The sequence below is a fragment of the Erythrobacter sp. JB1-4 genome, from assembly GCF_057365025.1.
This window is the reverse complement of sequence record NZ_CP200292.1, coordinates 3,062,631-3,086,117: the sequence shown is the minus strand read 5'-3', so window position 1 is coordinate 3,086,117 and position 23,487 is coordinate 3,062,631. Positions and strand designations below refer to the sequence as shown.

Sequence of the window (23,487 nt, the reverse complement as noted above, 5' to 3'; positions counted from 1 at the left end):
TGATTAGCCCGCCTTACCGACGTAGGTTTGCTCATACACATCAACAATGATGCGCGTACCGCTGCCGATGTGGGGCGGGACCATGATGCGAACACCGTTGTCGAGCACCGCAGGCTTATAGCTGGATGAAGCGGTTTGCCCCTTCACCACGGCGTCGGCTTCAACGATTTCCGCCTCGATTTGCTGAGGCAATTGGACGCTGATCGGCTTTTCTTCCCAAAGCTCAAGCATCACCTGCATGCCGTCCTGCAAGAACGGGCGCGCATCACCAAGAAGGTCGTTTGGCAGATTGATCTGCTCGTAATTCACCGTGTCCATAAAAACGAGCATGTCGCCATCTTCATAGAGGAACTGATAGTCCTGCGTATCGAGGCGCACCTTCTCAACCGTGTCAGCACTGCGGAAGCGCACGTTGGTTTTGCGGCCATCTTGCAGGTTCTTCATCTCGACCTGCATATAAGCGCCGCCTTTGCCCGGCTGCGTATGCTGGATCTTGGCAACTTTCCAGATGCCCTTTTCATACTCGATGATGTTACCGGGGCGGATGTCGACGCCGCTGATCTTCATGGGACTAACGCTTTCAAAAAATTGGGCAAATAAACGGGCAAAAGATGTGAGAACAGCAGCGCTTGTGATGAGGCGCGCAACACTGCTCTAAACCAAACCGCGCCAATAGCCCGTCCGCTCACCTTCGGCAAGCACAGTGAGGAGGCGCGCCCCGATCAAGGCAAGCAACAAGGATTTACGGTTAATGCGCTGGTGAGGATAAGGGAAAACCTGTAAGCCACGATCACACAGACTGAGAAACCGATAATGAGAACAATATTTATCATTCTGTTGGCTGTCACTGGAGCGGTTGTCGCAACCGCAGGTCCTGTGTTTTCACAGGCGGGGCAGACCAAACACACCGACCATTCGCCAGCCCCCTCTGGCGGAATGCTAAGCACTATGCCTCATGGCGAGTATGAATGCGCGCTGCCCGGCGATGCTGGAGGCAGGGCTTATGAGGTGGTGGCGCAAGAAGGCTTTCGGATCAGCACCGCGTCGCGCTACAGCGACGATCTGGGCACTGGGACGTATATCCTTCGCGGCGACAATTTGACGTTTACAGCCGGGCCCAAAAACGGTCAGCAGTTTGAGCGAGTCGGCGAAAACCAGTTGCGCAAGACCGGTGCTAAAGGTGAGCGCTCTGATCTGCTTTGCACAAGGCTTGCTGATCGGCGGCAATAGGCGGCGGGCAGAAGCGTGCTGCAGTAGGGCTTAGCCGTTGGCTAAACCTGTACCAGCAGCTTCCATTGCGTCTTTGAAGCTTTGAATAGACTGAACCTCATCGCCGTTCCAAACAGCCCCTGAAACAGCGAGGAAATCTGCCCCTGCCGCAACGAGAGGTCCGCAGTTTTCTGGTGTGATCCCGCCAATTGCCACCACCGGCAGTTCAAAGAGCTTCACCCATTGCTCGATCATCTCGGTGGTGGGGCGCTCGGCTTCGCCTTTCTCTTTGGTGGTGCTTTCGAAGAAGGCACCAAACGCTACATAGTCTGCACCCGCTTCGCCTGCCTCCATCGCCATATGCATGCTCGCATGGCAAGTCACACCGATTTGGACATCGCGGCCAAGCTCTTCGCGTGCCTCTTTGGGATCGCCATCGTCTTGGCCCAGATGCACACCATCGGCACTAAGGCGCTTTGCGAGCGGCACACTGTCGTTGACAACAAAAGCGACATCGTGAGCCGCGCATATCTCTAACAAGGGCTGCGCCAGGCGCGCCGCCTCGTGCTGGTCCCCAATTCCACCTTCAGGCCCTTTCACCCGGAACTGGAATGCTGTGACCAGGCCCTCGCCCGTAGCAAGCGCTCGCTCTAACCGCGCGGGAAAGTCGCCGCCTACATCGAGCGGAGAAATCAAGTAAAGTTGTGTAGGAGTATCACTCATAGGACCCCATTAGTGATGAATTTGCTTATCGGCAAAGGCCATCAAACTGGGACACTATATCTTTCTCAATTTCGTCAATCTGTGCCTGTTCAAGTGTCCGCGCGTGGCATTCCATTTTTCGCCACTGACTTGGCGACATACCGTATTTTTCAGCAATAAGCTCGACTGGCAAATCAAACACATCTCTTGCAACCCGCAGTGGCATATAGCCGAACAGCAAATTCTTGCCGTCTTTCGCCGAATTATTCGTTGCAATAAAGACTTCAAACGCTTGCTCCGCGTCCCGAATATCGAGATGCGGTGTCTCCCTGAGCTCATCGCGCTCGACTTGCGTTGGGCTTAATCGTAGCGCGACAGCGGCTTGCGAAAGGGAAAGCTTATACCGCTTTCTTGCACGGTACAGCGCATTTCTAGACGCCGCCTTATCTTCTCTAAGAAGTGGAACAACTGACATACGAACTCCGACTCGGCACAGGAGTTGTAGCCCCCATTCGAGGCCAAACCCTGTCGGTATCTGGTTAAAGGATATTTACGCGGCGCGGCCAGCCCGGGACCGATCTACATTTGGTCGGTCGACTTCTGGGCAATCCGCCGCTTCAAGCAAAATCTGAAGATTCTTAAGCTCTCCGCCCGGGGGACGGCCCTCAAGCAGCACCCTTCGACGAAGCTCAGAAAGTCCAGCAAGAAGGAACCGGGTGCGTGCACTATCATCTTCAGCTTTACAATTAAGCAGTGGGCGACCAGCAGCGATCAATCCCGATGAGATGAAGAGCTGTTCAGCGATCAAACGCTGACGCTTTTTATGAGGAACGATGAGGGGGCTGCTAAGCTCGCTTATACCGTTCGACTGCCACTGGTTCAGCTGACTGACGATAGGTCCATTGTAAGTGGCCCGCGGCGTGATCCAGGTATAGCAATCGACGCCATTGTTCGTTGCCATTATCCCTTGACAGATTTCACCTTCAATCGGCTGAAAATAGACCATCGCATAGGAACTCAGGCTTGCTGTTCTTGCTCGCCTCCGAAGCATAGCTTCAGTTTCAGGGCTGAATGTGAAAGTCTCGTCATTTTGGAAAGGCATGGCAACTCCCCTGCCCATCCTGCATGGGCGCGGAAAAATATTTACCTCGCCCTCAATATTTGTCAACCCGCAACGCTAGCCGCTTGGATTTGATCGATTGCTTTACCCAGAGCCCCATCAAATTCACCGTCGGACTGGCCTTTGCGAAGGTCTTGGAGAAGACCGCGGCTAAAGCTTGCAATCATGCCTGGGTTCTTCGCCAGATGCTCGCACGCGTCATCGGTGGAATAGCCACCCGACAAGGCCACCACGCGAAGCACTCCGGGATGCTCAATCGCGGGGGTGTAATGGCCAGGCTTCACTGGAATTGAGAGCTTGAGCATCACCTTACGGCCTTCTGGAAGTGCATCGAGGCCCTTCATGATTTCTGCCAAGAGGATTTCCTCACCTGCCTCGCGATCATCAGACGTGATGTCATATTCAGGCTCAAGCATAGGCATTAGGCCCGCATCAGCGATTTGATTTCCGACCTCGAATTGCTGAGCGACAATAGCAGCGATACCGTCAGGGTTAGCCGACTTGATGACCGAACGCATTTTGGTGCCGAACATGCCGTGACCAACCGACTTTTCGAGAAGGGCTGGCAGCTTATCAAGAGGCTTCATCAGTTGCACGCCGTCTGCTTCATCCGCGAGGCCTTGGTCAACTTTGATAAAGGGCACAATGCCGCGCGCTTTCAACGCATCTGCTGTGGTCTTGCCGTCCACTTCGCCGTCCATTGTACGCTCAAACAGGATCGCGCCAATGACTTTGCCAGAAGAAAAGCAAGGCGTTGTAATCACACGGGACCGCATGTTGTGGATTTGGGCGAACATTTGCTCATCGCCATCCCACTCATTGTCTTCCACGCCGTATCCACGAAGCGCCTTCGGCGTTGAGCCGCCCGACTGATCCAGAGCAGCGATAAAGCCTGCGCCAGTGGCGATTTTGGCGGTCATTTCTTGGGTATTCATCGGAAGAGTTTCCCTCGTATGCATTCCTATGCGTAAGCCTTGCGTGGCCTCTAGCCAGAGAGCCCTTAAGTCGCAACCGTTACCACGGCCATAAACCCAAAGAAAAAGGGCGGCGCTGTCCAATGACAACGTCACCCCTTTTGGTTAGAGTTACGCCTCGACTACGCCTAGTCGCGCTCAGCTTTTCCCGGAGAATTTCCGGATGATGCCGGTGAAGCTCAAAACAGGCTTTCCATCGCCGGTGATCAGCCCGCGGATAAAGAGGGTTTTGCCCCCTCCCCGCGTGATCTCGCCGCGCGCTTCCATAAGGGCGCCGGGCTGTGCGCCGCCCAGAAAATCGCTGGAGAGGTTCATGGTGACGCCGTTTGAATCGGCCATCTCATCGGTGGCGATTGCGAACAGTGCAAAGTCGGCAAAGGTCATCAGGCAACCGCCGTGCATGGAGCCTGCCCCGTTCATGTGTTTGTCTTCGGCGCGAAAGGCGCTCAAATATGTGCCGTCCTCCTCGCGCCGCATAAAGAATGGGCCTGAACGCGTCTCAAACGGGTCATGATTCCAGTGATACCAACCGGCAAATTCGCCCTCTTTGCATTCCACGGCATTGCCATAGCCATATTCGGTTTTCTGTTCGGTCATGCACCAAACTCCTTTAGGTCAACGCCACAATTGAAGCGCGCGGATCGCTTCGCACAATTTCGTATCTGGCGCTGTTGGAGCAAGCGAACGCTCAGCCAATTGCCAGCTGCGCTTAATCGTCCCGCGCCGCCATAGATCGGTAAGGAGGAATGTTCCGGACCAATCGCTCGCGCCCACTTGAAGTTCGAGGTCCACCTGACCCGAGTACCAGGCGCAAGATCCATATTTGCGTACCGTTGCTTCATGAAAGCGAAAGCCTTTGCACACAAGGCCTCGGTCCAAGCCTGCAAGAAAACTTGGCCGATCAAGAAGAGCTGGCGGCTGCGTCCCGAACAACATTAAACAGCCGCGCGAAACCACAGCCCGCACTTCGTCGGGATCACGGCTCATCCACGCACGCATTAGCCGTGTCTCATCGACCTCCAGTTCAGCTTGAATGCGGCTCATCTTACGCCTCTAGCGCTGCGACACCGGGCAGGACCTTGCCCTCCATCCACTCAAGAAACGCGCCGCCAGCGGTGGAAATATAGGTCACATCATCGGTGACACCTGCTTGAGCAAGTGCGGCGACGGTGTCCCCTCCCCTGCGACACTGATCAGCGAATCCTCAAGCGTGAGCGCCGCGACGTGATTGGCAAGAGCCATGGTCGCGGTATCAAATGGCTCGGTTTCAAAAGCGCCAAGCGGACCGTTCCAAACAAGCGTGCGGCAGGTTTTGAGTACGTCAGCAAGCGCCTCGGTCGCCTGTGGGCCGATGTCGAGGATCATCTCATCCTCACCGACCTCGTGGACGTTGCATATCCGAAGGCTCGCAGGGTTCGCTGCAAATTCCTTTGAGACAGCAACGTCATAGGGAAGGTGCACGGTGCAACCTGCATGGTCGGCCTCGTCCATGATTTTGGCGGCAGTATCGGTGAGATCATGCTCGCAAAGGCTCTTGCCCACATCAACCCCGCGCGCAGCGAGGAAGGTGTTCGCCATCCCGCCGCCTATGATGAGATGCTGCACCCGGCCCACGAGGTTCTCAAGCACCGCAAGCTTGGTCGAAACCTTGGCTCCGCCAACAACTGCGGCCACGGGAGCTTCCGGATTACCAAGCGCTGTATCGAGAGCCTTCAACTCCTTTTCCATCGCACGGCCAGCGTAGCTCGGCAGGTGATGGGTGATCCCCTCGGTAGTCGCATGGGCGCGGTGCGCGGCGGAGAAGGCGTCGTTCACAAAGAAATCGCCGTGGGCTGCGATGGCCTTGGCGAAGTCCGCATCATTTGCCTCTTCACCCGGCCAAAAACGGGTGTTCTCAAGAAGCCCAATGTCGCCGCTCTGAAGGATGCCGAGTGTCTGCTCCACCACGGGACCGGAGACCTCAGGGATAAACATGATCTCTTTGCCCAGCACCTTTTCGACATCGCCCACGACCATGCTGGTCGAAAGAACGCTAGAGCGCTTGCCTCCGGGACGGCCGAAGTGAGCGAGGAGCAGCACTTTTGCGCCCTTTTCGCTAAGCTCAAGAATGGTCGGCTTTACCGCCTCGGCACGCGTGAGATCTGTGGCAGAACCGTCCTTCATCGGAAGGTTCAGGTCCACCCGGACCAGCGCAACCTTGCCGGTTACATCACCGAGGTCATCAAGCGTTTTGAATTTGGCCATCACTCGTATCCGTCATTCCGGCGAAGGCCGGAATCCAGCTGACCTTTCGCTAAGTTGCATTCTGGACCCCGGCCTGCGCCGGGGTGACGCTTTTTAATACCTTACAAAAACTTCGCCATCACCTTGGCGGTGTCGATCATGCGGTTGGAGAAGCCCCATTCGTTGTCATACCAGCTGACAACGCGGGCCAGCTTGCCTTCCATGACGGAAGTCTCAAGGCTGTCCACCGTCGAGCTTGCCGGGTGGTGGTTGAAGTCGCTGCTCACTAGCGGGTCGGTGGTGAAATCGAGCACGCCCTTCATCGGACCTTCAGCCGCCGCTTTAAGAGCAGCGTTGAGTTCCTCAGCCGTCGTGTCACGGCCCGGTTGGAACACGAGGTCAACGAGGCTGACGTTCGGCGTAGGCACACGGATCGAAGACCCGTCCAGCTTTCCTGCAAGCTCTGGCAGAACCAGACCAACAGCGCGCGCGGCACCGGTCGTCGTCGGGATCATATTCTGGGCCCCGCCGCGTGCACGGCGCATATCACCGTGCATCTGGTCGAGCATACGCTGATCATTGGTGTAGGAGTGGACCGTGGTCATAAAGCCGCGCTCAATCCCAACGGTGTCGTTCAGCACTTTCGCAATCGGCGAGAGGCAGTTGGTGGTGCAGCTTGCGTTGGAGACGATCACATCGTCAGCGGTCAGAACATCGTGGTTCACGCCGTAAACGACGGTAGCTGAGACACCCTTTGCAGGCGCAGAAATCAGAACGCGCTTTGCGCCAGCGGCCAAATGCGGACGGCATGCCTCGTCGCTTTGGAAAAAGCCTGTGCATTCCAGCACGATATCCACACCCTGCTCACCATGCGGGAGGTTGGCCGGATCACGCTCTGAGGTCACGGCGATGCGGTGACCGTTGACGACAATCGCGCCTTCTTCGACCTCAACCGTGCCGGGGAAACGGCCATGGGTTGAGTCGTATTGGAAGAGGAGAGCGTTCGACTTAGTGTCGGCCAGATCATTGATCGAGACCAGCTCCATATCGTCATCGCTGCGCTCAAGGATGGCGCGGGCGACAAGACGGCCGATGCGGCCAAAACCGTTAATTGCAACCTTAGTCGTCATTGTGAGGGTTTCCTGCTTAGTTGCTCAATGAATTGAGGATTTGGGGAACAATAGCCTGAGGGGTGAGGCCGAATTTTTCAAAAAGCTGACCGGCGGGCGCGGAGGCTCCGAAACGGTCGATACCGATGTTAAGGCCGCCAAGACCGGTGTAGCGCTCCCAGCCTTGGGTGACGCCGGCTTCGATCGACACGATTAGCGCATCGCTTGGCAAAACGTCTGATTTGTAGGCTTGCGGCTGTGTGTCGAACAGCTCAGTGCAAGGCATGGAGACAACATCGGTGCCGATGCCTTGGCTCTCAAGCTCGGCTGCACAATCTGCTGCAAGAGCCACTTCACTGCCAGAGGCGACGAGCACGACTTTGCGCGCGGCCTTCGCAGATTGGAGGCGATAGCCGCCTTTGGCACACCGGTTGTCCGCGCCGCTCCACGCCTCATCGCCATCGCCGCGCAATTGCGGCAAGCCTTGGCGGGTGAGCGCAAGGACGCTCGGCGTCTCGGTAGACTTCACTGCTAGCGCCCAGCACTCAGCGGTTTCAATCGTGTCACACGGACGAAAGGTGTAAAGATTCGGGATCAGGCGAAGGCTCATCACCTGCTCAATCGGTTGGTGCGTCGGGCCATCTTCGCCAAGACCGATGCTGTCATGGGTCATGACGTAAATCGCGCCCACCTGCTGCAAAGCGGAGAGGCGGATTGCATTACGACAATAGTCAGAGAAGATCAGGAATGTGCCGCCATATGGGGTCACACCGCCATGCAGCGCCATGCCGTTCATCGCGGCGGCCATGCCAAACTCGCGGATGCCGTAATAGACATAGCGGCCCGAATAATCATCGCGGGTGAATGGCTCAGTCGACGCGGTTTTGGTGTTGTTCGATCCGGTAAGGTCAGCAGAGCCGCCGATCAACTGCGGCAATTTCTCCGTCAGAGGCCCAAGCGCCATTTCGCTCGCCTTACGGGTCGCAACCTTCTTGGGCTCCGCGGCGAGCCCGCGAATGTACTCTTCGATAGCTGCATCAGCGCCGGCGGCAGGTCCCGCCATTTGTGCCTCAAATGCTGTCTTGTGCGCCGAGGCTGCAAGCCGCGCATCCCACTCAGCGCTTGTCTCTGCGCCTTTGGCACCAAGGCTTGCCCAATTGGCTTCGATATCGGCAGGAACCACAAACGGCTCCGCATCCCAGCCCAGCACCTCGCGCGCAGCAGCAATTTCATCGGGGCCAAGCGGTGCGCCGTGGGTGGCGCTGGTGCCTTGTTTGTTTGGAGCGCCTTTGCCGATCACCGTTTTACACGCGATCAGTGAGGGGCGCGGGTCCGCTTTTGCTTCCGCTAGCGCTTCATCTACGGCTGCGAAATCGTGACCATCGCATTTGACGACATGCCATCCCGTCGCCTCATAGCGCGCGCAAATGTCTTCGCTGGTCGACATATCCGTGCCGCCATCAATGGTGATGTTGTTGTCATCCCAAAGGACATTCAGGTGTCCCAGCTTCAAGTGGCCTGCAAGGCCAATCGCCTCGTGGTTGATGCCTTCCATCAGGCACCCGTCACCGGCAATCACCCAAGTGCGGTGATCGACCAGATCATCGCCAAACTTCGCGTTCAAATGCCGCTCAGCCATCGCCATGCCGACCGCCATCGCAAGCCCCTGACCCAGTGGCCCGGTGGTGCACTCCACGCCATCGAGCAGGAAGTTTTCCGGGTGACCTGCACATGGGGAACCAAGCTGGCGGAAGTTGGCAATCTCTTCGCGCGTTGGGTGCGCGTAACCCGCCAAGTTCAAAAGCGAATAGATCAGCATCGATCCATGACCGGCTGACAAGACAAAACGATCCCGGTCCGCCCAATCAGGCCGGGCCGCGTCAAACTTCATATGCCGATCAAACAGCACCGTCGCGGCATCTGCCATGCCCATCGGCATCCCCGGGTGGCCCGAATTCGCGGCCTGCACTGCATCCATCGACAAAGCGCGGATGGCATTGGCCATAGGCTGAAGGCGTGCTGGATCAATGGACATGTGCTGAACGGCTCCTGCATCCACGCGCCAGTTGCGACGCGCTTATCGTTATCGCTATTTTTCCAAGCGGTGAGCGAGAGCCGATTCGCCCCCGCGTCGCTATTTGAAAAAGGCCATCGCTGAGCCACCTTGCAAGGTCAACACTTGCACGCGTGCCCTTGCCCGCCCAGTACAAAAACTCCGCCGTTTGGAGACCTTTTATCAACAGAGCCAAGCAAAGCTTTGCGAAGCGCTGTAAACTTGGTATTTCATGCGCCCATGAGCTCGACACGCATCGATCAGGCAATCGCCCGCATAAATGCCGCAATGGCCCGCATCGATGCCGCGCGGCTGGAGATGAAGTCGTCGTCAAAAGCAGAAGAGAAAGCAGACGCTCCTGGGTCGGCCCGGGTGATGGCGCTCGTCAATGCGCATGAGAAACTTCGCGAGGAAGTGGCTGATACTCTTGGTGAATTGGACACTTTGATCGAGGAGTTGGAGGGTGAATAAGGTCAAGATCCAGATCGGCCCGCGCACCTACCAGATCGCATGCGATCCGGCTGATGAGGACAAAGTGCGCAAATTTGGCGCTCTTATCGACGAAAATTACGCCAAATTGGGCACGGCCCGCGCGGCGCAAGAAGCAGACAACATGGTCTTCGCCGCCCTATTCATGGCTGATGAGCTTGATGAAGCGAAAAAGTCCGCTGGCGATGCGCGTACCGAATTGGCGCAGGCAAACGCTGAGTTGGGGCGCGCCAAAGACGATTTGGAGAACGCTGTTCGCAAAGCCAAATCCGAAGTCGAGCAGGACATTGAAAAGGCGAGCAAGGGCAAGGCAGAGCTTCACGCGGAGATTGAAACCCTTCGCAAAGCGGAAGAGCATGCGCGCAAAGAAAACAGTAAGTTGAAGGCAGAAATTGCCTCGCTTCAGGAAGAAGCACGCCATCAACACGACCTTTTTGGAAGCCCTGAAGACAACGAGGCGCATTCCAAGGCGATGGCGGAAAAGCTTGAAGCACTCGCAACCCGCGCAGAAGCCGCCGCCAATGCGCTTGAAGGGCAAGCTTGAAGGTCGGGTCCAAGCGCCCTAAGTACCGCCTTGGCGGGGCTGCCCGGCACGAGCCAACGAACATCCCTGAGGCTATAAGCAATCCATAGGGAGCTGTCCCTTCTTTAGATTACGGGTTCGTCCTGGGGTCTAGAGTATACGGCGCCCACCTGACGTTTTCGCGTCAGTGGATTTCATGGTCCGGCCCATGGTGGTTCCGTCACCGATCCAATCGGAGTGTTCTTGTCTAACACCCGTTCGGGCTGAGCTTGTCGAAGCCCGCGCACTCCGGTCTTAGAACAAACACGAAGGAAGAACGGCCCTTCGACAAGCTCAGGGCGAACGGTGAAGTCTAAGGCACAACTCCGCAAAGCGTTACGCAAAGCCCGCCGCGAGCATGTCGCTGCGCAACCTGATATGGTGCGCGGGCTGTTGTTCAATATGCCGCCCCGCCCTCTCTTGCCTCAAATCAAGGCCGGTGCCGCCATCGGTCTCTATCACGCGACCGAATATGAAGCGCCAACAGGGGCCTACGCGCGGTTCTTCCAAGAGGCGGGCCACCGCATTGCCCTGCCCTATTTCGCTGATGAAAGCGCTGGCATGGAATTTCGTGAGCACACCGATCCGCATGGTGAGAGCGACCTTGAGCCCGGCCCGCTTGGCATTGTGCAACCCGCAACCGGCGCCAAGATCATCTCGCCCGACATTGTCTTCGTACCTTTAATTGGCTTTACCGAAAGGTTAGAGCGCCTTGGCCAAGGCGGCGGACACTATGACCGGTGGCTCGCGGCGCACCCCAAAGCCAAGGCCATCGGCCTCGCGTGGGACGTGCAATTGTGCGAGGAACTTGCGACCGAGCCACATGATGTGAACCTAAACGCGGTGATCACACCGACAAGAATGTACGGATTAGACTAATGCGTGAGACCCCCACTTGGAGAATACCTGTCGGCATCATAGGTCTGTTTTTGGGCCTCATGATCTATGGCATCCTGATCGCAGTCTACCTCGCTGATATCCTCGCCACATGGCACTGGTTGATACAGACGGTCATCTACATCTTCCTTGGTGTGGTTTGGCTTTTGCCGCTGGGGAACTTTCTCATCTGGATGGAAACCGGCAAATGGGGCGTCAAACGCGATTAGCTGTTTTTCTTTTGTTACCGTTGCCAGCCTGACACCTTGCGCCTAGCTTCTCTCCCGGAGAGAAACATATGGCAACCATGGCCAAGGCAGGCGCGAGCTCTGCCGCCCCCGGCACACCGGCGCCGCCGTCGGTATGGCTCAAGCTTATGCATGGCTTTGGCGCCGCTGCATTTGGCATAAAGAACAATGGCTTCGACTATTTCCTGCTGTTGTTTTACGGCACGGTTGTTGGGTTAGAGCCCGGCCTTGTCGGGCTCGCAATCCTCATCGCGCTGGTGTTTGATGCCTTTTCCGATCCCTTGGTCGGCTATTGGTCGGACAATCTCAGATCACGCTGGGGCAGGCGGCATCCCTTTATGTATGCAGCAGCGCTCCCTGTGGGCCTCAGCTATTTCCTCCTCTGGAACCCGCCTGAACTCTCTCAAATGGGGCTGTTCTTTTATCTCGTGGCATTAGCGGTCCTAATCCGCACCTTCATTACCTTTTACGAGACACCATCCACCTCGCTCCTGCCAGAACTTTCGCACGACTATGATGAGCGAACCAGCCTGCAATCCTATCGCATCTTCTTTGGCTGGTGCGGCGGCAATATGATGAGCATTATCATGTTCGGCTTGATCTTGACCGGGCCATTGGGGCTTCGCGATCGGGCGGGCTTTGAAACCTATGGCGTGATCGCCGGTGTGATCCTTTTCGCCGCAATTTTGATCTCAGCGCTTGGCACCCATCACCGAATTCCGACGTTTTCAGTGCCTGCAAAAAGGACCGAGCCGTTCAGCCTCACGCTCGTGTTCCGTGAGATTTTTCAGATCCTTAACGAGCGCAGTTTCATCGCGTTGTTTAGCGCCACGGTGCTGTTCTCAGTGGCCACTGGGCTGAACGCAAGTCTTGCCTTTATCATGCTCAACCACTTTTGGGGATTTGACGAGGGTCAGATATTCATATGGACCTCGTTGGTCTTTGTATCCGCTGGATTGTCCTTCGTTATCGGACCCTTAGCGAGCAAGCGTTGGGGAAAGAAACGCGCGACCGTCACGCTTGGGCTTTTGGCATTTACGCTCCAGCCTGCGCCCTACCTTCTGCGGCTTGCAGGACTGATGCCGGAAAATGGGGACCCTCTTCTTTTCCCGCTGGTGGTTGCGATAAGCACGATTGACCTCGCTTTCATTATAGCGGTTCAAACGGTTTCTTACGCGATGATTGCAGATCTGGTGGAATCAAACCAGCTGAAGACCGGGCGGCGCAACGAGGGCGTTTATTACGCAGCCATCACCTTTACGCGCAAGTGCACACAGGGCCTTGGTGTGCTCGCTGCTGGGCTGATACTGTCGGCGGTCGCGTTTCCTGACGCGGCTGAGCCCGGCAGCGTCCCTGAAGAGACCTTGTGGTCACTTGGCGCGCTATATGCTCCAGCCCTGTTGGTCATTTATCTGGCAGCTTTGTTCTTCGTCTCGCGATACAAAATCGACAAAGCACAGCACGAGAATAATCTCGCAGCGCTTACCAAAACGGTTGATTGAAAAAATGTCCCAAGTGGCGCGAGTGACGAGACTTGAACTCGCGACCCTCGGCGTGACAGGCCGATACTCTAACCAACTGAGCTACACCCGCGCATTTAAGCGGCTAGCGCCTCTTGGGAGACGCGCATCTAGGCCACGTTCGAAAGGCTGTCAACGCCCTCTTTCGGCATAAAAGCGCTTTTTTTCAGCTCTAGTCTGAAAGGAGCAAAATTGGCGTCTCGATCAGGGCTTTTACCTCCTGAATAAAGCTCGCTGCATCATAACCATCGACCACCCTGTGATCGCAGGAAATCGAGATATTCATCAGCTTGCGCTTCTCAATCCGCTCGCCTGCCCCAGAACCGTTGGCGCCATCGGGCACGAACATGGGCCGCTCGATAATGCGGTTAGGCCCGATGATGGCGACCTCGGGGCGGTTGATGACCGGAGTGGTCGCAACGCCGCCAAGGGGTCCAAGCGAGGTAAGCGTTAGTGTGGAACCCGAAAGCTCCTCAGACTTCGCAGACCCATCGCGCGCAGCCTGTGCAAGACGGCCGATCTCGCTCGCAAGCTGCCACAGATTGCGCGCGTGTGCATCGCGGATCACCGGCACCATCAGGCCATTGTCGGTCTGTGTCGCCATGCCAAGATGCACCGCACCGTGGCGGGTTACAACGCCCGCTTCATCATCAAAGCGTGCATTGATCATCGGATAGTTTGGCAGAACCTTGCAAAACGCCGTGATGAGAAGCGGCATCATGGTGAGCTTGGGCTTGCTCCCGCGCGCGCCATTGAGGTCTGCGCGCATGGCTTCCAAGTCGGTTACATCGCATTCTTCGACATAGGTGAAGTGGGGAATGTTGCGTTTGGCCGCGCTCATATTAGCGGCGATGCGCTTGCGTAGGCCGATGACTTTGATCGCCTCGTCTTCGCGGGTAGCCGCCGCAGGTGAGAAGCCGCCGCCAGCGTTGTAGGCAAGGAATTGGTCGAGGTCGCCGTGACGAACGCGGCCATCGTCGGCGGGTTTTATTTCGGCAAGGTCAATGCCTAAATCGCGAGCGCGTTGGCGCACGGCGGGAGAGGCAAGGACCTTTGCAGCTGGCTGGGTTTCAACAGGCTTTGGCTCAGGATCCGGAGTGGAAACAGGCGTTGGAGCAGGTGCGGGGGTTGGTGCCGGTGAAGGCTCCGGAGAAGGAGTGGGTGCAGGTGTAGCATCCGTTTCTGCCTCAACTTCAGGCGCATCTTCGCCTTCAACCTCGACCACCAGCAGCATAGAGCCAACCGCGACCACATCGCCGACCTCGCCCGCGACCTCTATCACGGTCCCATCAACCGGGCTTTCAATGTCAATGGTCGCCTTGTCCGTCATGACGTCAACGAGGTGCTGGTCTTCGCAGACAGTGTCGCCCACTTTGACCATCCATTCGACGATCTCAGCTTCCGCAACGCCCTCGCCCACATCGGGCATGTTGAAGGTAAATTTCGCCATTTGCGTTAGTCCTTGAGGATCTTGTCCATTGCCTCGCCAATGCGGACAGGGCCTGGGAAATAGGCCCATTCGAGGCTGTGGGGATAGGGTGTGTCGAAGCCGGTGACGCGTTCAACCGGGGCTTCGAGGTGATAGAAACAGCGCTCGGTTACGAGCGCGGAGAGTTCCGCGCCAAAGCCGCTGGTGCGTGTCGCCTCGTGGACGATGAGACAGCGCCCGGTTTTCTTCACCGATGCCTCAATCGCTTCAATGTCGAGGGGCACAAGCGTGCGAAGGTCAAGAATATCAGCGTCAACGCCCTTCTCCTTCGCAACCGCCTCAGCAACATGAACCATCGTGCCATAGGCGAGCACGGTTAGCGCATCGCCTTCTTGGACCTGGCGCGCTTTGCCGAGCGGGATTTTGTAATACCCCTCGGGCACTTCGCTTGCTGGGTGCTTTTTCCAAGGCTCCACCGGCTTGTCATAAAAACCAGTGAAGGGACCGTTGTAGATGCGCTTTGGCTCAAAGAAGATCACAGGATCGTTGTCTTCAATTGCGCTGATCAACAGGCCCTTTGCATCATAAGGCGTTGCCGGGATCACCGTCTTGAGCCCAGCGACATGGGTGAACATGCTCTCAGGGCTTTGCGAGTGGGTTTGGCCGCCGAAAATCCCGCCGCCAAAGGGCGAGCGCACGGTCATAGGCGCGATGTATTCCGTCGCTGAACGATAGCGCAGCCGCGCTGCTTCGCTGATGAGTTGGTCAATTCCGGGATAGATATAATCGGCGAACTGGATTTCGGGGACCGGGCGAAGACCGTATGCCCCCATGCCCACAGCAACCCCGATAATGCCGCATTCGCTGATCGGTGTGTCGAAAACCCGAGTTTTGCCATGCTTTTCCTGAAGGCCAGCGGTGCAGCGGAACACTCCGCCGAAATAGCCGACATCCTCGCCCATGACGATCACATCGGGATCACGCGCCAACATAATGTCGAGCGCATCGTTGATGGCCTCGATCATATTCTTCCTAGGGGTCACAGCAGCCTCGGCATTTGTCACAGGCGCATTCATTTTCCGGCTCCATCTTTGGGGTGATGGTCAGGCCATTTGATTTTGCGCTCACGGGTTGCCTGCGCCGCCTGCTCTTCGAGATGCCAGGGCAGTTCCTCGAACACATCTTCGAACATCGTGTGGAACGGGTGGTGCAGGCCGTGGCCCAAAATGCCGTTCTTCTCAGCCTCTTTCGTGGTTTTCTTGACCTCTTCGGCGCAGGCTAAGTCCATCGCCTGCTGACGCTCCTCATCCCACTCGCCAATCGCAATCAGATGGTTCTTGAGGCGCATCACCGGATCACCCAAAGGCCATTCCTCGCGTTCTTGCGCGCTGCGATAACCTGATGGGTCGTCCGACGTAGAGTGCCCCTCAGCGCGGTATGTGAAGAACTCGATCAAGGTCGGCCCTTGGTTCGCCCTCGCCCGGTTGGCCGCCCATTGCTGAGCCGCAAAACAGGCAAGCGCATCGTTTCCGTCCACGCGCAGCCCCGCGATACCATACCCCAAAGCGCGCGCGGCGAAGGTCGTTCGCTCTGCGCCTGCAAAGCCGCTAAAGCTTGAAATCGCCCATTGGTTGTTGACCACATTGAGGATGACCGGCGCGTTGTAGACGCTGGCAAAGGTGCAGGCCGAATGAAAATCGCCCTCCGCCGTTGAGCCTTCACCGACCCAGGTCGCCGCAATCCGGCTGTCGCCCTTGATCGCGCTTGCCATGGCCCAGCCCACGGCTTGCGGGGTTTGCGTTGCGAGGTTGCCGGAGATCGAAAAGAAGCTGTGCTCGCGGCTTGAATACATGATCGGCAGCTGGCGGCCTTTGAGCTTGTCACCTGCGTTGGAATAAATCTGATTGATCATCTCAATCAGCGGATAGCCGCGCGCAATCAAGATGCCTTGCTGGCGGTAGCTTGGGAAGATCATGTCGTCGCTAGCCAGCGCCATAGAGGAGGAAACACTGGTCGCCTCTTCGCCAGTGCACTTCATATAGAAGCTGGTCTTGCCCTGACGCTGCCCGCGAAACATGCGCTCATCAAACGCGCGCACCATCGCCATATGGCCGAGCATTGTGCGAAGTGTATCGGGATCGAGTTTCGGGTTCCAAGGCCCATGCGCCTTATTGTCCTCGCCCAGCACCCGGACGAGGTCATAGGCGAAGTCCTTCATATCCTCAGGCTTGGTGGCCTCATCAGGACGGGCCTGTGCGCCCGCTTCGGGAAGATGCACTTCGGTAAAGTCCACAGGATCACCGGGCCGTGATTTGGGCTCGGGTACGTGAAGAGCAAGCGTGGGGCGATTGGAGGCCGGATCGGCCATGAACTCTCTCCCAGAAAAAGCAGATGGGAGGAGTTAGCGCCCTGCGAAAATTTTGGTCAAGCGCAGTGAATTAGACCGCAACAGGAGCCTTGATTGGTGGCAAAGGCGCGTAATCATCAACCCGAAAATCCCCGATCTTGTAATCGAAAATTGTTTCGGGCTTTCTGGTGATTTCCAAAGTCGGGCTGCCAGAGGGCGCGCGACTCAGTTGTTCCTCGATCAAATGCGCATGGTTGAGGTAAAGGTGGACGTCACCGCCCATCCAGATAAGTTCGCCAGGTTCAAGCCCCGCCTGCTGCGCCAACATCCGGTTCAAAAGCGCCGCTGACCACAGGTTAAACGGCAAGCCCAATGCGACATCGCAGGAGCGTTGGTAAAGCAGGCAATTGAGGCGTCCGTCTGCCACATGGAACTGATAAGTCTTGTGACATGGCGGCAACGCCATCTGGTCAAGCTCCGCCACATTCCATCCTTCGATGATGTGACGGCGGCTGCCCGGATTATTCTTCAGGCTTTCGACCACGTCGGCGACCTGGTTGATGCTTTCGCCAGCTTCAAACAGCCCATCATCGCGGCTCTTATAGGTCGGCCAATCGACCCATTGCTTGCCATACACGGGGCCAAGGTCACCCCATTTTGCCGCAAACGCCTCATCATCGGCGATGCGCTGCACAAAGTCGTCGAGCGCAATATCCTCACCCGTCTCTTTGACGAAGCGGGCATGGGGCCACTCATTCCAAATCTTGACCCCTTGCAGCACCAGCGGGCGTATATTGGTCTCACCGGTTAAGAACCACAGCATCTCGCGCGTTGCGGTCTTCCAATAGACCCGCTTTGTGGTGAGCAACGGCATTGCGCCATCGGCGAGATCATAGCGCAGCATCGCCCCTGCAACCGAGCGTGTGCCAATCCCAGTGCGGTCCAGACGCTCGCTCCCTTGCGTCCAAATCTGGCGCATGAGATCGAGATACTGCTGTTCAGGATGCGGCATAGTCATGGGCTTTTCTATAGCCAGCATTCGGACACTTGCCACCTAGGCTATCCACACCCCCGCCACACCTTTGCACGCGATTTACTGACCGTGGACATGCCCGCCTTGTTCTTCATACTCACCGCGCGGTGCGTCGATCAGCTTTGAGAAGAACAAAGAGTTCATCAGCAGTTTTTCAGTGCCCGGATACGTCCCTCGGAACACGGGGTTGTCGGCCATCAAAATAACCGTGCCCCGCCCTTTGCGCTCGGCAACAACCGACGGTGTCCCAGCGATCTCATCCTGACGTTTCTGCGATGCATAACCAGACAAAAGCGGATCAGCCTTATACTGGACTGGCACCGCATAAGGGTTCTTATCGGGCGTTTGCAAAGTGAATGTCACATTGCGGTGAACCGGCAAATCGCGGTCCGAAAAGCCAAAGCCCAGCGGGTGCGATGTATCCAAATCAGCCGCAAACACTGCACCGCCGATCACATGCTCTGCATCACGCAACGCGAGTTCATCGAAATTGAGGCGCTGCGGCGGGGCACTGTCTTCCTCGTGCTCATCCTCATTATGCTCGCGGCCAAGCACATGTTCCTCAGCCCAATGCGCAGCGCTTCGCGTTGCCACTAGCGTACCGCCCCCTTCGATCCAGCGCTTAAGCCCCTCGGTCACAGGCTTGCTCAAAGAGGCATTGCCGCCGACCAGAATGAGGTGGGTGTATTCGCTCCAATCAAGGCGGGCCAGATTGCTCTTGCGCACAAGCGTGACAGGCATTTTGTGTCCGTAATCAAGCGTCCACCACATTTCGCCTGCATCGTAATAGGCAAGGCCGTCACCGTAGGCGAGAACCACCTTGGGCTCCTCCAAAGCGCGGAAGATATTCGCAGCCCCCAAATCGCGTCCCGGCACCGGGGTGAGCCCCGAGGTCGCCGCGAACACAGGAACACCGTCCTTGGCAGCAATCTCTTGCATTACGCCGTGGATTTCCTCCTCGGACACTTCCTGACGGTCAAGCGGCACAAAAATCGCCCCGCGCCCCAGTGTCACCTCGCCGCTGGTGGTGCGCACGACCGTGCCCTCCATCGCGGCTCTTGCCATGATGTCTTTCGCCAAAATACGGTTCAGCGCACGCGGCGCATAAGTGTGCGACCATTCAAAGACATAACCATAAGGCGCGCGCTCTGGTGCAGCGGCGCTCTGGAAGTTGCCCCTCGCCTCAGCGGCCAACGCCGGCGCGCGCGAAACCTGCGCGTAGTCGAGGTCGTAGGTCAGCGGCAGGGTCCAGCCAGAGACGTCGTAGAAGATGTTCTCTTCAAATTGTGTGACGCGCTCAAAAATGCCCCGGATCATGCGATTATTGGTCTGCGCCATAGAGACAAAGAAGCTTTCACCCGCGTTGAAGGTCCGGCCTCCTGCGGTCACACTTGAACCAAGCGTGCTCACCTCAATATCGTGCATATTGAGAAGCCGCACAAAGCGCGCGGCCCGCTCTGGATCGCCGTCCGCTGTAAATACCCAGCCGCCGCGTGACCCGCTGCGCGCATTCTCAGCGAAGAAATCGCGCTGGTAGGCGGTAATCTCTTGGCGAAGGTCCAATGCGCCTTGGATGCTGGTCAAAGCGGTGCGGAACTGCGTGCGAACATTTTGCGCCGTTTTGACAAGGCCGCGCTCTGTCTGAATAGCCCCGCCGCGCGCGGCCCCTGCTTCAAACAATATGCCGAGCGAGCCGTTGATCTGCGGATAGGTTGAACCCTTGCCGATATAGTAATTATCGAAGCGCTCTTCGGTGGTGTAGAGATGCTTTTCCCCATCCAGATAAGCCGCATGGCGCGTTGCAATACCATAGGTAAGCTCGCGCGCACGGTCTGGGATCAACGGGTTCTTGCGCTTCTCTTCGCCCGGGTGGAAATAGTAAGGCGAGTTCGAACCCATCTCGTGATAATCCACCGAAAGCATCGGCTTCCATTTGTGCCATTGCTTGATCCAAGCCTGCGCTTCGGGCTGTGTGAGCAGCAGCCATTGGCGATTGAGATCGAACCAGTAATGGTTGGTGCGCGCCTCGACCCACAGGTCATGCGCTGCATCATTGGGATCGGAATTGTCGGCATAAGACCAGAAGGTGTCCACATGGTCGATCCGCCGTGTATGACCGTCTGGATTGAACGGCACAGTGAAAATCAAAACAGTGTTTTCAAGCTGCGTTTCAACCTCTGCACCTTGCGCTGCTGCAAAGTGATAGAGAGCGGGGACCGCTGCCTCCATCCCCGAAGTCTCTGCCCCGTGCACACCAAAATTCAGCCAAAGCACCATAGGCGCAGCGTCGGAAGCCGCTCGCCCCTCAAGGCGTGCCAAGTGCGTCTGGCGGATGCTTTCAAGGTTTGCGTGATTTTCAGGGCTGGTGACGATGAATGAGAGAATGGGGCGGCGCTCATGCGAATAGCCAAGCGTCTCCACCACGATGCGGTCCGACTTTGCGGCAAGCCCGCGTAAATAAGGCACCATCTCGCCCATGCGCACCGGGCGCTCGCCAATTTCATAGCCTGCATGGTCCTCATAGGCAGGCACGCTCTCGTCATATGTGACGCCTTCCACTTGGAAGTAGCTCACCGGTTCAGCAAGGGCTGGCGAGGCAAGCACGAAGACAAAAACGGCGAGAATTCGGGCCAGCATAGCGGCTCCCTTGATCAGGTTTAACTGCAGCCTTGTTTACTATCCGAAGACGGCGGTTTGTAAACTCAAGCAGCGAGACTTGTGCTCATCAAGCGCATCGAGGCGAGCCCAAGCGCAATGGTCAACCCGCCCAGGCCCAGCGACAAATGCCACCGCAACCGCATGAAATCTGGCGCAGCAAAGCGAAGAGCGCGATCCACTAACGGAGAAAAACCGATAAACGCTCCCAGATACAGCAGGGCAGGTCCCGGCCACTCCCAGCCAAAACTCCATGGCAAAAATAACGCGACCGCAATCAAACTCGGCATGACCGCAATGGCATAAGCGCCAGCTCCCGCTTTTCCGCTCTGAATGGCCTGCCCCCACCAAACACCGCCTAAAAAGCTGAAAATGGCGGCCGCATAGGCGAAGCCACCAGCCAGCGCCGTATAAGCATATTCGTGGCCGCTCACAGCAAGACCCAGGCATATAATCTGGGGCAAAAGCCCGGCATAGCCAAGCCATCGGGACGCGGGGGTAAGCGAGGAAGGAGCAGTCATCTAATGGATCTTCTTTGTCGATGGTTTGCGCCCGCTTAGGGCAAATGTTTGATGCTTACGAGAACTCAAACTTGGAAAGCGGAAACCTTGTTCCCACATCACGCGTTATAGCCCCATCTAAACAATTCGAGAGACATTTGTGGCCGATAACGAGCCTGACCAACCATCCCAAGTATCGCGTTCAAAAGATCCACGTGAACGTGCCGTTCCTGCAAGCCGGATTGCGCGTATTGGGTCGCTCGGCCGGCTTGTGGGCGGGGTCGCAGGCGGTATGGCCGCTGAAGGTGTGCGCCGCATCGCGAGCGGTGAAGGCATCAATCGGCGCGATTTGGTGCTAACCCCAGGCAATGTAACCCGCATGACGGATCGGCTCAGCCACATGCGCGGCGCAGCCATGAAAATGGGTCAAATGATCAGCATGGATGCAGGCGACTTCCTTCCGGAAGAGCTCTCCGATATCTTGGCGCGGCTTCGTGATCAGGCAAATTTCATGCCGACAAAACAGCTCGACACCGTCCTCAAAAAGGAATGGGGATCCGATTGGCGACGTCAGTTTAAATGGTTCAATCCGCGCCCCATTGCCGCCGCTTCAATCGGTCAAGTCCACAAAGCCATGACCCGCGATGGTCAAGAGCTCGCCATCAAAGTCCAATATCCCGGCGTTGCCAAAAGCATCGACAGCGACGTTGATAATGTAATGACCTTGCTCAAGATTGCCGGTTTTGCCCCTCCTGAAATCGAGCTTGAGAAGCTGCTTGCCGCCGCCAAAAAACAGCTTCACGAAGAAGCCGATTACGAGCGAGAGGGCGAACAGATGGAGCTTTATCGCCAACAAATGGCGGGCGAAAGCGGCTTTGTTGTGCCAACGCTCAACAAAGAACTCACCCGCGGGTCTATCCTCGCGATGAGTTTCGAGGCGGGCACCGGCATTGAAGGTCTCAAAGACGAAACGCCTGAGCGTATCAATGCTATATGCGAGCGCCTTATGCGCCTTGTCAGCCGCGAACTGTTTGAGTTTGGCGTAATGCAAACCGATCCAAACTTTGCCAATTTCCGCTATCGTCGTGAAACCGACGAGATCATTCTGCTGGACTTTGGCGCTTGCCGACCGGTCGATCCTGAGGTCGCAAATGGCTATCGACGGATGCTTGAGGCGGGTCTCAACGGAAACCGCGATGAAGTGCTCAAAGCGACCATTGAAGCAGGCTTCATGATGCCCATCGTTGCCGAGCGTCACCCTGAGCGCGTGGCCCGCATGATCGACATCGTCATCGACGAAATGCGCGAGGATGCCCCCTTTGATTTTGGCGACCGAAGTTTTGTGCCGCTTCTTCGCGAAGAAGGTTGGGAGATTGCGCAGGACAAAGCGACCTGGGCTTTCCCTCCAATTGAAACGTTGTTTGTCCAACGCAAGGTTTCGGGCACCGCTTTATTGGGCGCGCGCCTTAAGGCTAAAGTCAATGTTAGGCGGATGACCGAGGACATATTGGCGAACACCGCGCCTTTTGCGGTGGCTGCCAATTAAGCCTGAAAGCCCATAATGCTTTGGATTGGCTGTAAATTTCCCGCGCCAAGGTTGAAAGCTCGGTTAGCGATGCTAGAACGTGCAGCATGCAATGGGAAAAAGATGAAGCTCTCGCGGTTCTTTTCGTGTGTCTTGGCAATATTTGCCGGTCACCGATGGCTGAAGGCTCTTTTAGAGCCGCGGCCTTAGAAGCCGGGCTTGAGGTCACGATCGATTCAGCGGGTACAGCCGGTTATCATATCGATGCCCCGCCAGACCCGCGCGCTATGGAAGCCGCACACCAAAATGGCATCGACATTTCTGACTTGAGAGCGCGCCAACTGTGCGATGCAGATTTTTCAAAGTTCACCCACATCATCGCGCTCGACACAGCGAACATGGCCGGCATCAAAGCTCGTCAGCCACGCGGTTCAAAGGCGCATTTGTCTTTGCTTTTAGATGTTTATGACCAAGGTGCAGGTGCCAGCGTCGCTGACCCCTATTATGGCGAGAAAAGTGATTTTGAGCTATGCTGGGGTCAGATTGAGGATGCCACACGAATGCTGGTAAAGCAGCTAAAGCAACGGGCCGCTTAGCGCGACCATTCAAACCTTTATAATCCATACTGCTTTACGACCAAATCCACCAGCTCCGGCTCGTGCGCCTGCGCGCTCAATGCTGGGGGAACTTGGGACAGACGGCCTGCGATTTGATTGCATTGTAGCCGCGGGGACAATTGCGCCGCCCACCTCGCCTCCCCTGACGTTCGAAAAGAGCAATCAAGGATGAGAGCAAGAACACCCCGGAACGAGTATGGCCGGACCGATCTTTGCTCGCGAAAATCGGATGGTGTTCACAATGCTACAGCGTAGAGCCTGAAGTACACAAGGTAATCGAAGAGGCCCTAAAGTGG

At 56.7% G+C, this 23,487-nt stretch carries 23 protein-coding genes, 1 tRNA gene, 1 other RNA gene and 1 pseudogene; 9 read left to right on the top strand and 17 right to left on the bottom strand.

All coding sequences use genetic code 11. The features are described 5' to 3' along the window. Positions 1-3: 3 nt before the first annotated feature. Positions 4-567: an elongation factor P gene (gene efp / locus AC0V61_RS14430; RefSeq protein WP_486158658.1), complete on the bottom strand. Its 564-nt coding sequence runs from the start codon at positions 565-567 to the stop codon at positions 4-6. Positions 568-813: 246 nt separating this feature from the next. Here efp and AC0V61_RS14425 point away from each other — a divergent pair, with 246 nt between their 5' ends. After that, positions 814-1,230, top strand: a complete 417-nt coding sequence (locus AC0V61_RS14425; protein WP_486158657.1) for an elongation factor P — start codon at positions 814-816, stop codon at positions 1,228-1,230. Between the two features lie 30 nt (positions 1,231-1,260). On the opposite strand, the gene thiE is transcribed toward AC0V61_RS14425, so the two are convergent. From thiE to tkt, 9 genes and pseudogenes are all read right to left on the bottom strand, one after another. After that, positions 1,261-1,932 carry a thiamine phosphate synthase gene (thiE, locus tag AC0V61_RS14420; protein WP_486158656.1) on the bottom strand — a complete coding sequence of 224 codons (672 nt, stop codon included), beginning with the start codon at positions 1,930-1,932 and terminating at the stop codon, positions 1,261-1,263. A gap of 25 nt (positions 1,933-1,957) precedes the next feature. Continuing rightward, positions 1,958-2,386, bottom strand: a complete 429-nt coding sequence (locus AC0V61_RS14415; protein WP_486158654.1) for a hypothetical protein — start codon at positions 2,384-2,386, stop codon at positions 1,958-1,960. Between the two features lie 75 nt (positions 2,387-2,461). After that, positions 2,462-3,013, bottom strand: a complete 552-nt coding sequence (locus AC0V61_RS14410) for a hypothetical protein (protein WP_486158652.1) — start codon at positions 3,011-3,013, stop codon at positions 2,462-2,464. A gap of 62 nt (positions 3,014-3,075) precedes the next feature. Further along, the gene (locus AC0V61_RS14405; RefSeq protein ID WP_486158651.1) at positions 3,076-3,966 is read right to left on the bottom strand and encodes a fructose bisphosphate aldolase; all 891 of its coding nucleotides are present in this window, start codon (positions 3,964-3,966) and stop codon (positions 3,076-3,078) included. A gap of 177 nt (positions 3,967-4,143) precedes the next feature. Continuing rightward, on the bottom strand, positions 4,144-4,602 hold the full coding sequence (locus tag AC0V61_RS14400; RefSeq protein WP_486158649.1) for a PaaI family thioesterase: 459 nt from the start codon (positions 4,600-4,602) through the stop codon (positions 4,144-4,146). Between the two features lie 18 nt (positions 4,603-4,620). Then, entirely contained in the window at positions 4,621-5,049 is a 429-nt protein-coding gene (locus AC0V61_RS14395; RefSeq protein ID WP_486158647.1) for a nuclear transport factor 2 family protein, read from the bottom strand. A gap of 1 nt (position 5,050) precedes the next feature. Next, positions 5,051-6,249 (bottom strand): annotated as a pseudogene (locus AC0V61_RS14390) (phosphoglycerate kinase). Between the two features lie 101 nt (positions 6,250-6,350). After that, positions 6,351-7,358, bottom strand: a complete 1,008-nt coding sequence (gene gap, locus AC0V61_RS14385; RefSeq protein WP_486158645.1) for a type I glyceraldehyde-3-phosphate dehydrogenase — start codon at positions 7,356-7,358, stop codon at positions 6,351-6,353. A gap of 16 nt (positions 7,359-7,374) precedes the next feature. Beyond that, positions 7,375-9,372 (bottom strand): transketolase, encoded by a 1,998-nt coding sequence (tkt, locus tag AC0V61_RS14380; protein ID WP_486158643.1) that lies wholly within the window; start codon positions 9,370-9,372, stop codon positions 7,375-7,377. A gap of 258 nt (positions 9,373-9,630) precedes the next feature. Here tkt and AC0V61_RS14375 point away from each other — a divergent pair, with 258 nt between their 5' ends. The 6 genes from AC0V61_RS14375 to AC0V61_RS14350 all read left to right on the top strand — a co-directional run bounded on the left by AC0V61_RS14375 (position 9,631) and on the right by AC0V61_RS14350 (position 13,067). Continuing rightward, a complete protein-coding gene (locus AC0V61_RS14375; RefSeq protein WP_486158641.1) occupies positions 9,631-9,861 on the top strand; it encodes a hypothetical protein in 231 nt (76 codons plus the stop codon). Next, positions 9,854-10,423, top strand: a complete 570-nt coding sequence (locus AC0V61_RS14370; protein ID WP_486158639.1) for a cell division protein ZapA — start codon at positions 9,854-9,856, stop codon at positions 10,421-10,423. The genes AC0V61_RS14375 and AC0V61_RS14370 overlap by 8 nt, the downstream gene beginning before the upstream one ends. Positions 10,424-10,456: 33 nt before the next feature. Next, positions 10,457-10,624, top strand: a non-coding RNA gene (ssrS, locus tag AC0V61_RS14365) — 6S RNA. Positions 10,625-10,747: 123 nt separating this feature from the next. Next, positions 10,748-11,320 (top strand): 5-formyltetrahydrofolate cyclo-ligase, encoded by a 573-nt coding sequence (locus AC0V61_RS14360; protein WP_486158637.1) that lies wholly within the window; start codon positions 10,748-10,750, stop codon positions 11,318-11,320. Continuing rightward, positions 11,320-11,547: a DUF2842 domain-containing protein gene (locus AC0V61_RS14355; protein ID WP_486158635.1), complete on the top strand. Its 228-nt coding sequence runs from the start codon at positions 11,320-11,322 to the stop codon at positions 11,545-11,547. The genes AC0V61_RS14360 and AC0V61_RS14355 overlap by 1 nt, the downstream gene beginning before the upstream one ends. Positions 11,548-11,615: 68 nt before the next feature. After that, on the top strand, positions 11,616-13,067 hold the full coding sequence (locus tag AC0V61_RS14350; RefSeq protein ID WP_486158633.1) for an MFS transporter: 1,452 nt from the start codon (positions 11,616-11,618) through the stop codon (positions 13,065-13,067). A 14-nt stretch (positions 13,068-13,081) separates the two neighbouring features. Here the strand turns inward: AC0V61_RS14350 and AC0V61_RS14345 are convergent. The 7 genes from AC0V61_RS14345 to AC0V61_RS14315 form a co-directional block, all read right to left on the bottom strand. Then, positions 13,082-13,158 (bottom strand) — tRNA-Asp (locus AC0V61_RS14345). A 99-nt stretch (positions 13,159-13,257) separates the two neighbouring features. Next, the gene (locus AC0V61_RS14340) at positions 13,258-14,535 is read right to left on the bottom strand and encodes a dihydrolipoamide acetyltransferase family protein (protein WP_486158632.1); all 1,278 of its coding nucleotides are present in this window, start codon (positions 14,533-14,535) and stop codon (positions 13,258-13,260) included. A gap of 5 nt (positions 14,536-14,540) precedes the next feature. Beyond that, positions 14,541-15,590, bottom strand: coding sequence for an alpha-ketoacid dehydrogenase subunit beta (locus AC0V61_RS14335; RefSeq protein ID WP_486158630.1), 1,050 nt, complete (start codon positions 15,588-15,590; stop codon positions 14,541-14,543). Next, a complete protein-coding gene (locus tag AC0V61_RS14330; RefSeq protein ID WP_486158628.1) occupies positions 15,587-16,882 on the bottom strand; it encodes a thiamine pyrophosphate-dependent enzyme in 1,296 nt (431 codons plus the stop codon). Before AC0V61_RS14330 ends, AC0V61_RS14335 begins: the two co-directional genes overlap by 4 nt. A gap of 70 nt (positions 16,883-16,952) precedes the next feature. Continuing rightward, complete coding sequence (thyA, locus tag AC0V61_RS14325) at positions 16,953-17,879, bottom strand: thymidylate synthase (protein WP_486158626.1); 927 nt, start codon at positions 17,877-17,879, stop codon at positions 16,953-16,955. Between the two features lie 75 nt (positions 17,880-17,954). After that, positions 17,955-20,531, bottom strand: a complete 2,577-nt coding sequence (locus tag AC0V61_RS14320; protein WP_486158624.1) for a M14 family zinc carboxypeptidase — start codon at positions 20,529-20,531, stop codon at positions 17,955-17,957. A gap of 65 nt (positions 20,532-20,596) precedes the next feature. Next, positions 20,597-21,070, bottom strand: coding sequence for a DUF3429 domain-containing protein (locus tag AC0V61_RS14315; RefSeq protein WP_486158622.1), 474 nt, complete (start codon positions 21,068-21,070; stop codon positions 20,597-20,599). 139 nt (positions 21,071-21,209) lie between these two features. Here AC0V61_RS14315 and AC0V61_RS14310 point away from each other — a divergent pair, with 139 nt between their 5' ends. Together AC0V61_RS14310 and AC0V61_RS14305 are read left to right on the top strand one after the other, a co-directional pair. Next, positions 21,210-22,595, top strand: a complete 1,386-nt coding sequence (locus AC0V61_RS14310) for an ABC1 kinase family protein (protein ID WP_486158620.1) — start codon at positions 21,210-21,212, stop codon at positions 22,593-22,595. Between the two features lie 86 nt (positions 22,596-22,681). After that, complete coding sequence (locus AC0V61_RS14305) at positions 22,682-23,170, top strand: low molecular weight protein-tyrosine-phosphatase (RefSeq protein ID WP_486158618.1); 489 nt, start codon at positions 22,682-22,684, stop codon at positions 23,168-23,170. Positions 23,171-23,487: the final 317 nt, after the last annotated feature.

Coding starts and splice junctions, on each gene's coding strand:
- efp (WP_486158658.1), bottom strand. CDS start 567: ATGAAGATCAGCGGCGTCGACATCCGCCCCGGTAACATCATCGAGTAT.
- AC0V61_RS14425 (WP_486158657.1), top strand. CDS start 814: ATGAGAACAATATTTATCATTCTGTTGGCTGTCACTGGAGCGGTTGTC.
- thiE (WP_486158656.1), bottom strand. CDS start 1,932: ATGAGTGATACTCCTACACAACTTTACTTGATTTCTCCGCTCGATGTA.
- AC0V61_RS14415 (WP_486158654.1), bottom strand. CDS start 2,386: ATGTCAGTTGTTCCACTTCTTAGAGAAGATAAGGCGGCGTCTAGAAAT.
- AC0V61_RS14410 (WP_486158652.1), bottom strand. CDS start 3,013: ATGCCTTTCCAAAATGACGAGACTTTCACATTCAGCCCTGAAACTGAA.
- AC0V61_RS14405 (WP_486158651.1), bottom strand. CDS start 3,966: ATGAATACCCAAGAAATGACCGCCAAAATCGCCACTGGCGCAGGCTTT.
- AC0V61_RS14400 (WP_486158649.1), bottom strand. CDS start 4,602: ATGACCGAACAGAAAACCGAATATGGCTATGGCAATGCCGTGGAATGC.
- AC0V61_RS14395 (WP_486158647.1), bottom strand. CDS start 5,049: ATGAGCCGCATTCAAGCTGAACTGGAGGTCGATGAGACACGGCTAATG.
- gap (WP_486158645.1), bottom strand. CDS start 7,358: ATGACGACTAAGGTTGCAATTAACGGTTTTGGCCGCATCGGCCGTCTT.
- tkt (WP_486158643.1), bottom strand. CDS start 9,372: ATGTCCATTGATCCAGCACGCCTTCAGCCTATGGCCAATGCCATCCGC.
- AC0V61_RS14375 (WP_486158641.1), top strand. CDS start 9,631: ATGAGCTCGACACGCATCGATCAGGCAATCGCCCGCATAAATGCCGCA.
- AC0V61_RS14355 (WP_486158635.1), top strand. CDS start 11,320: ATGCGTGAGACCCCCACTTGGAGAATACCTGTCGGCATCATAGGTCTG.
- AC0V61_RS14350 (WP_486158633.1), top strand. CDS start 11,616: ATGGCAACCATGGCCAAGGCAGGCGCGAGCTCTGCCGCCCCCGGCACA.
- AC0V61_RS14340 (WP_486158632.1), bottom strand. CDS start 14,535: ATGGCGAAATTTACCTTCAACATGCCCGATGTGGGCGAGGGCGTTGCG.
- AC0V61_RS14335 (WP_486158630.1), bottom strand. CDS start 15,590: ATGAATGCGCCTGTGACAAATGCCGAGGCTGCTGTGACCCCTAGGAAG.
- AC0V61_RS14330 (WP_486158628.1), bottom strand. CDS start 16,882: ATGGCCGATCCGGCCTCCAATCGCCCCACGCTTGCTCTTCACGTACCC.
- thyA (WP_486158626.1), bottom strand. CDS start 17,879: ATGACTATGCCGCATCCTGAACAGCAGTATCTCGATCTCATGCGCCAG.
- AC0V61_RS14320 (WP_486158624.1), bottom strand. CDS start 20,531: ATGCTGGCCCGAATTCTCGCCGTTTTTGTCTTCGTGCTTGCCTCGCCA.
- AC0V61_RS14315 (WP_486158622.1), bottom strand. CDS start 21,070: ATGACTGCTCCTTCCTCGCTTACCCCCGCGTCCCGATGGCTTGGCTAT.
- AC0V61_RS14305 (WP_486158618.1), top strand. CDS start 22,682: ATGCAATGGGAAAAAGATGAAGCTCTCGCGGTTCTTTTCGTGTGTCTT.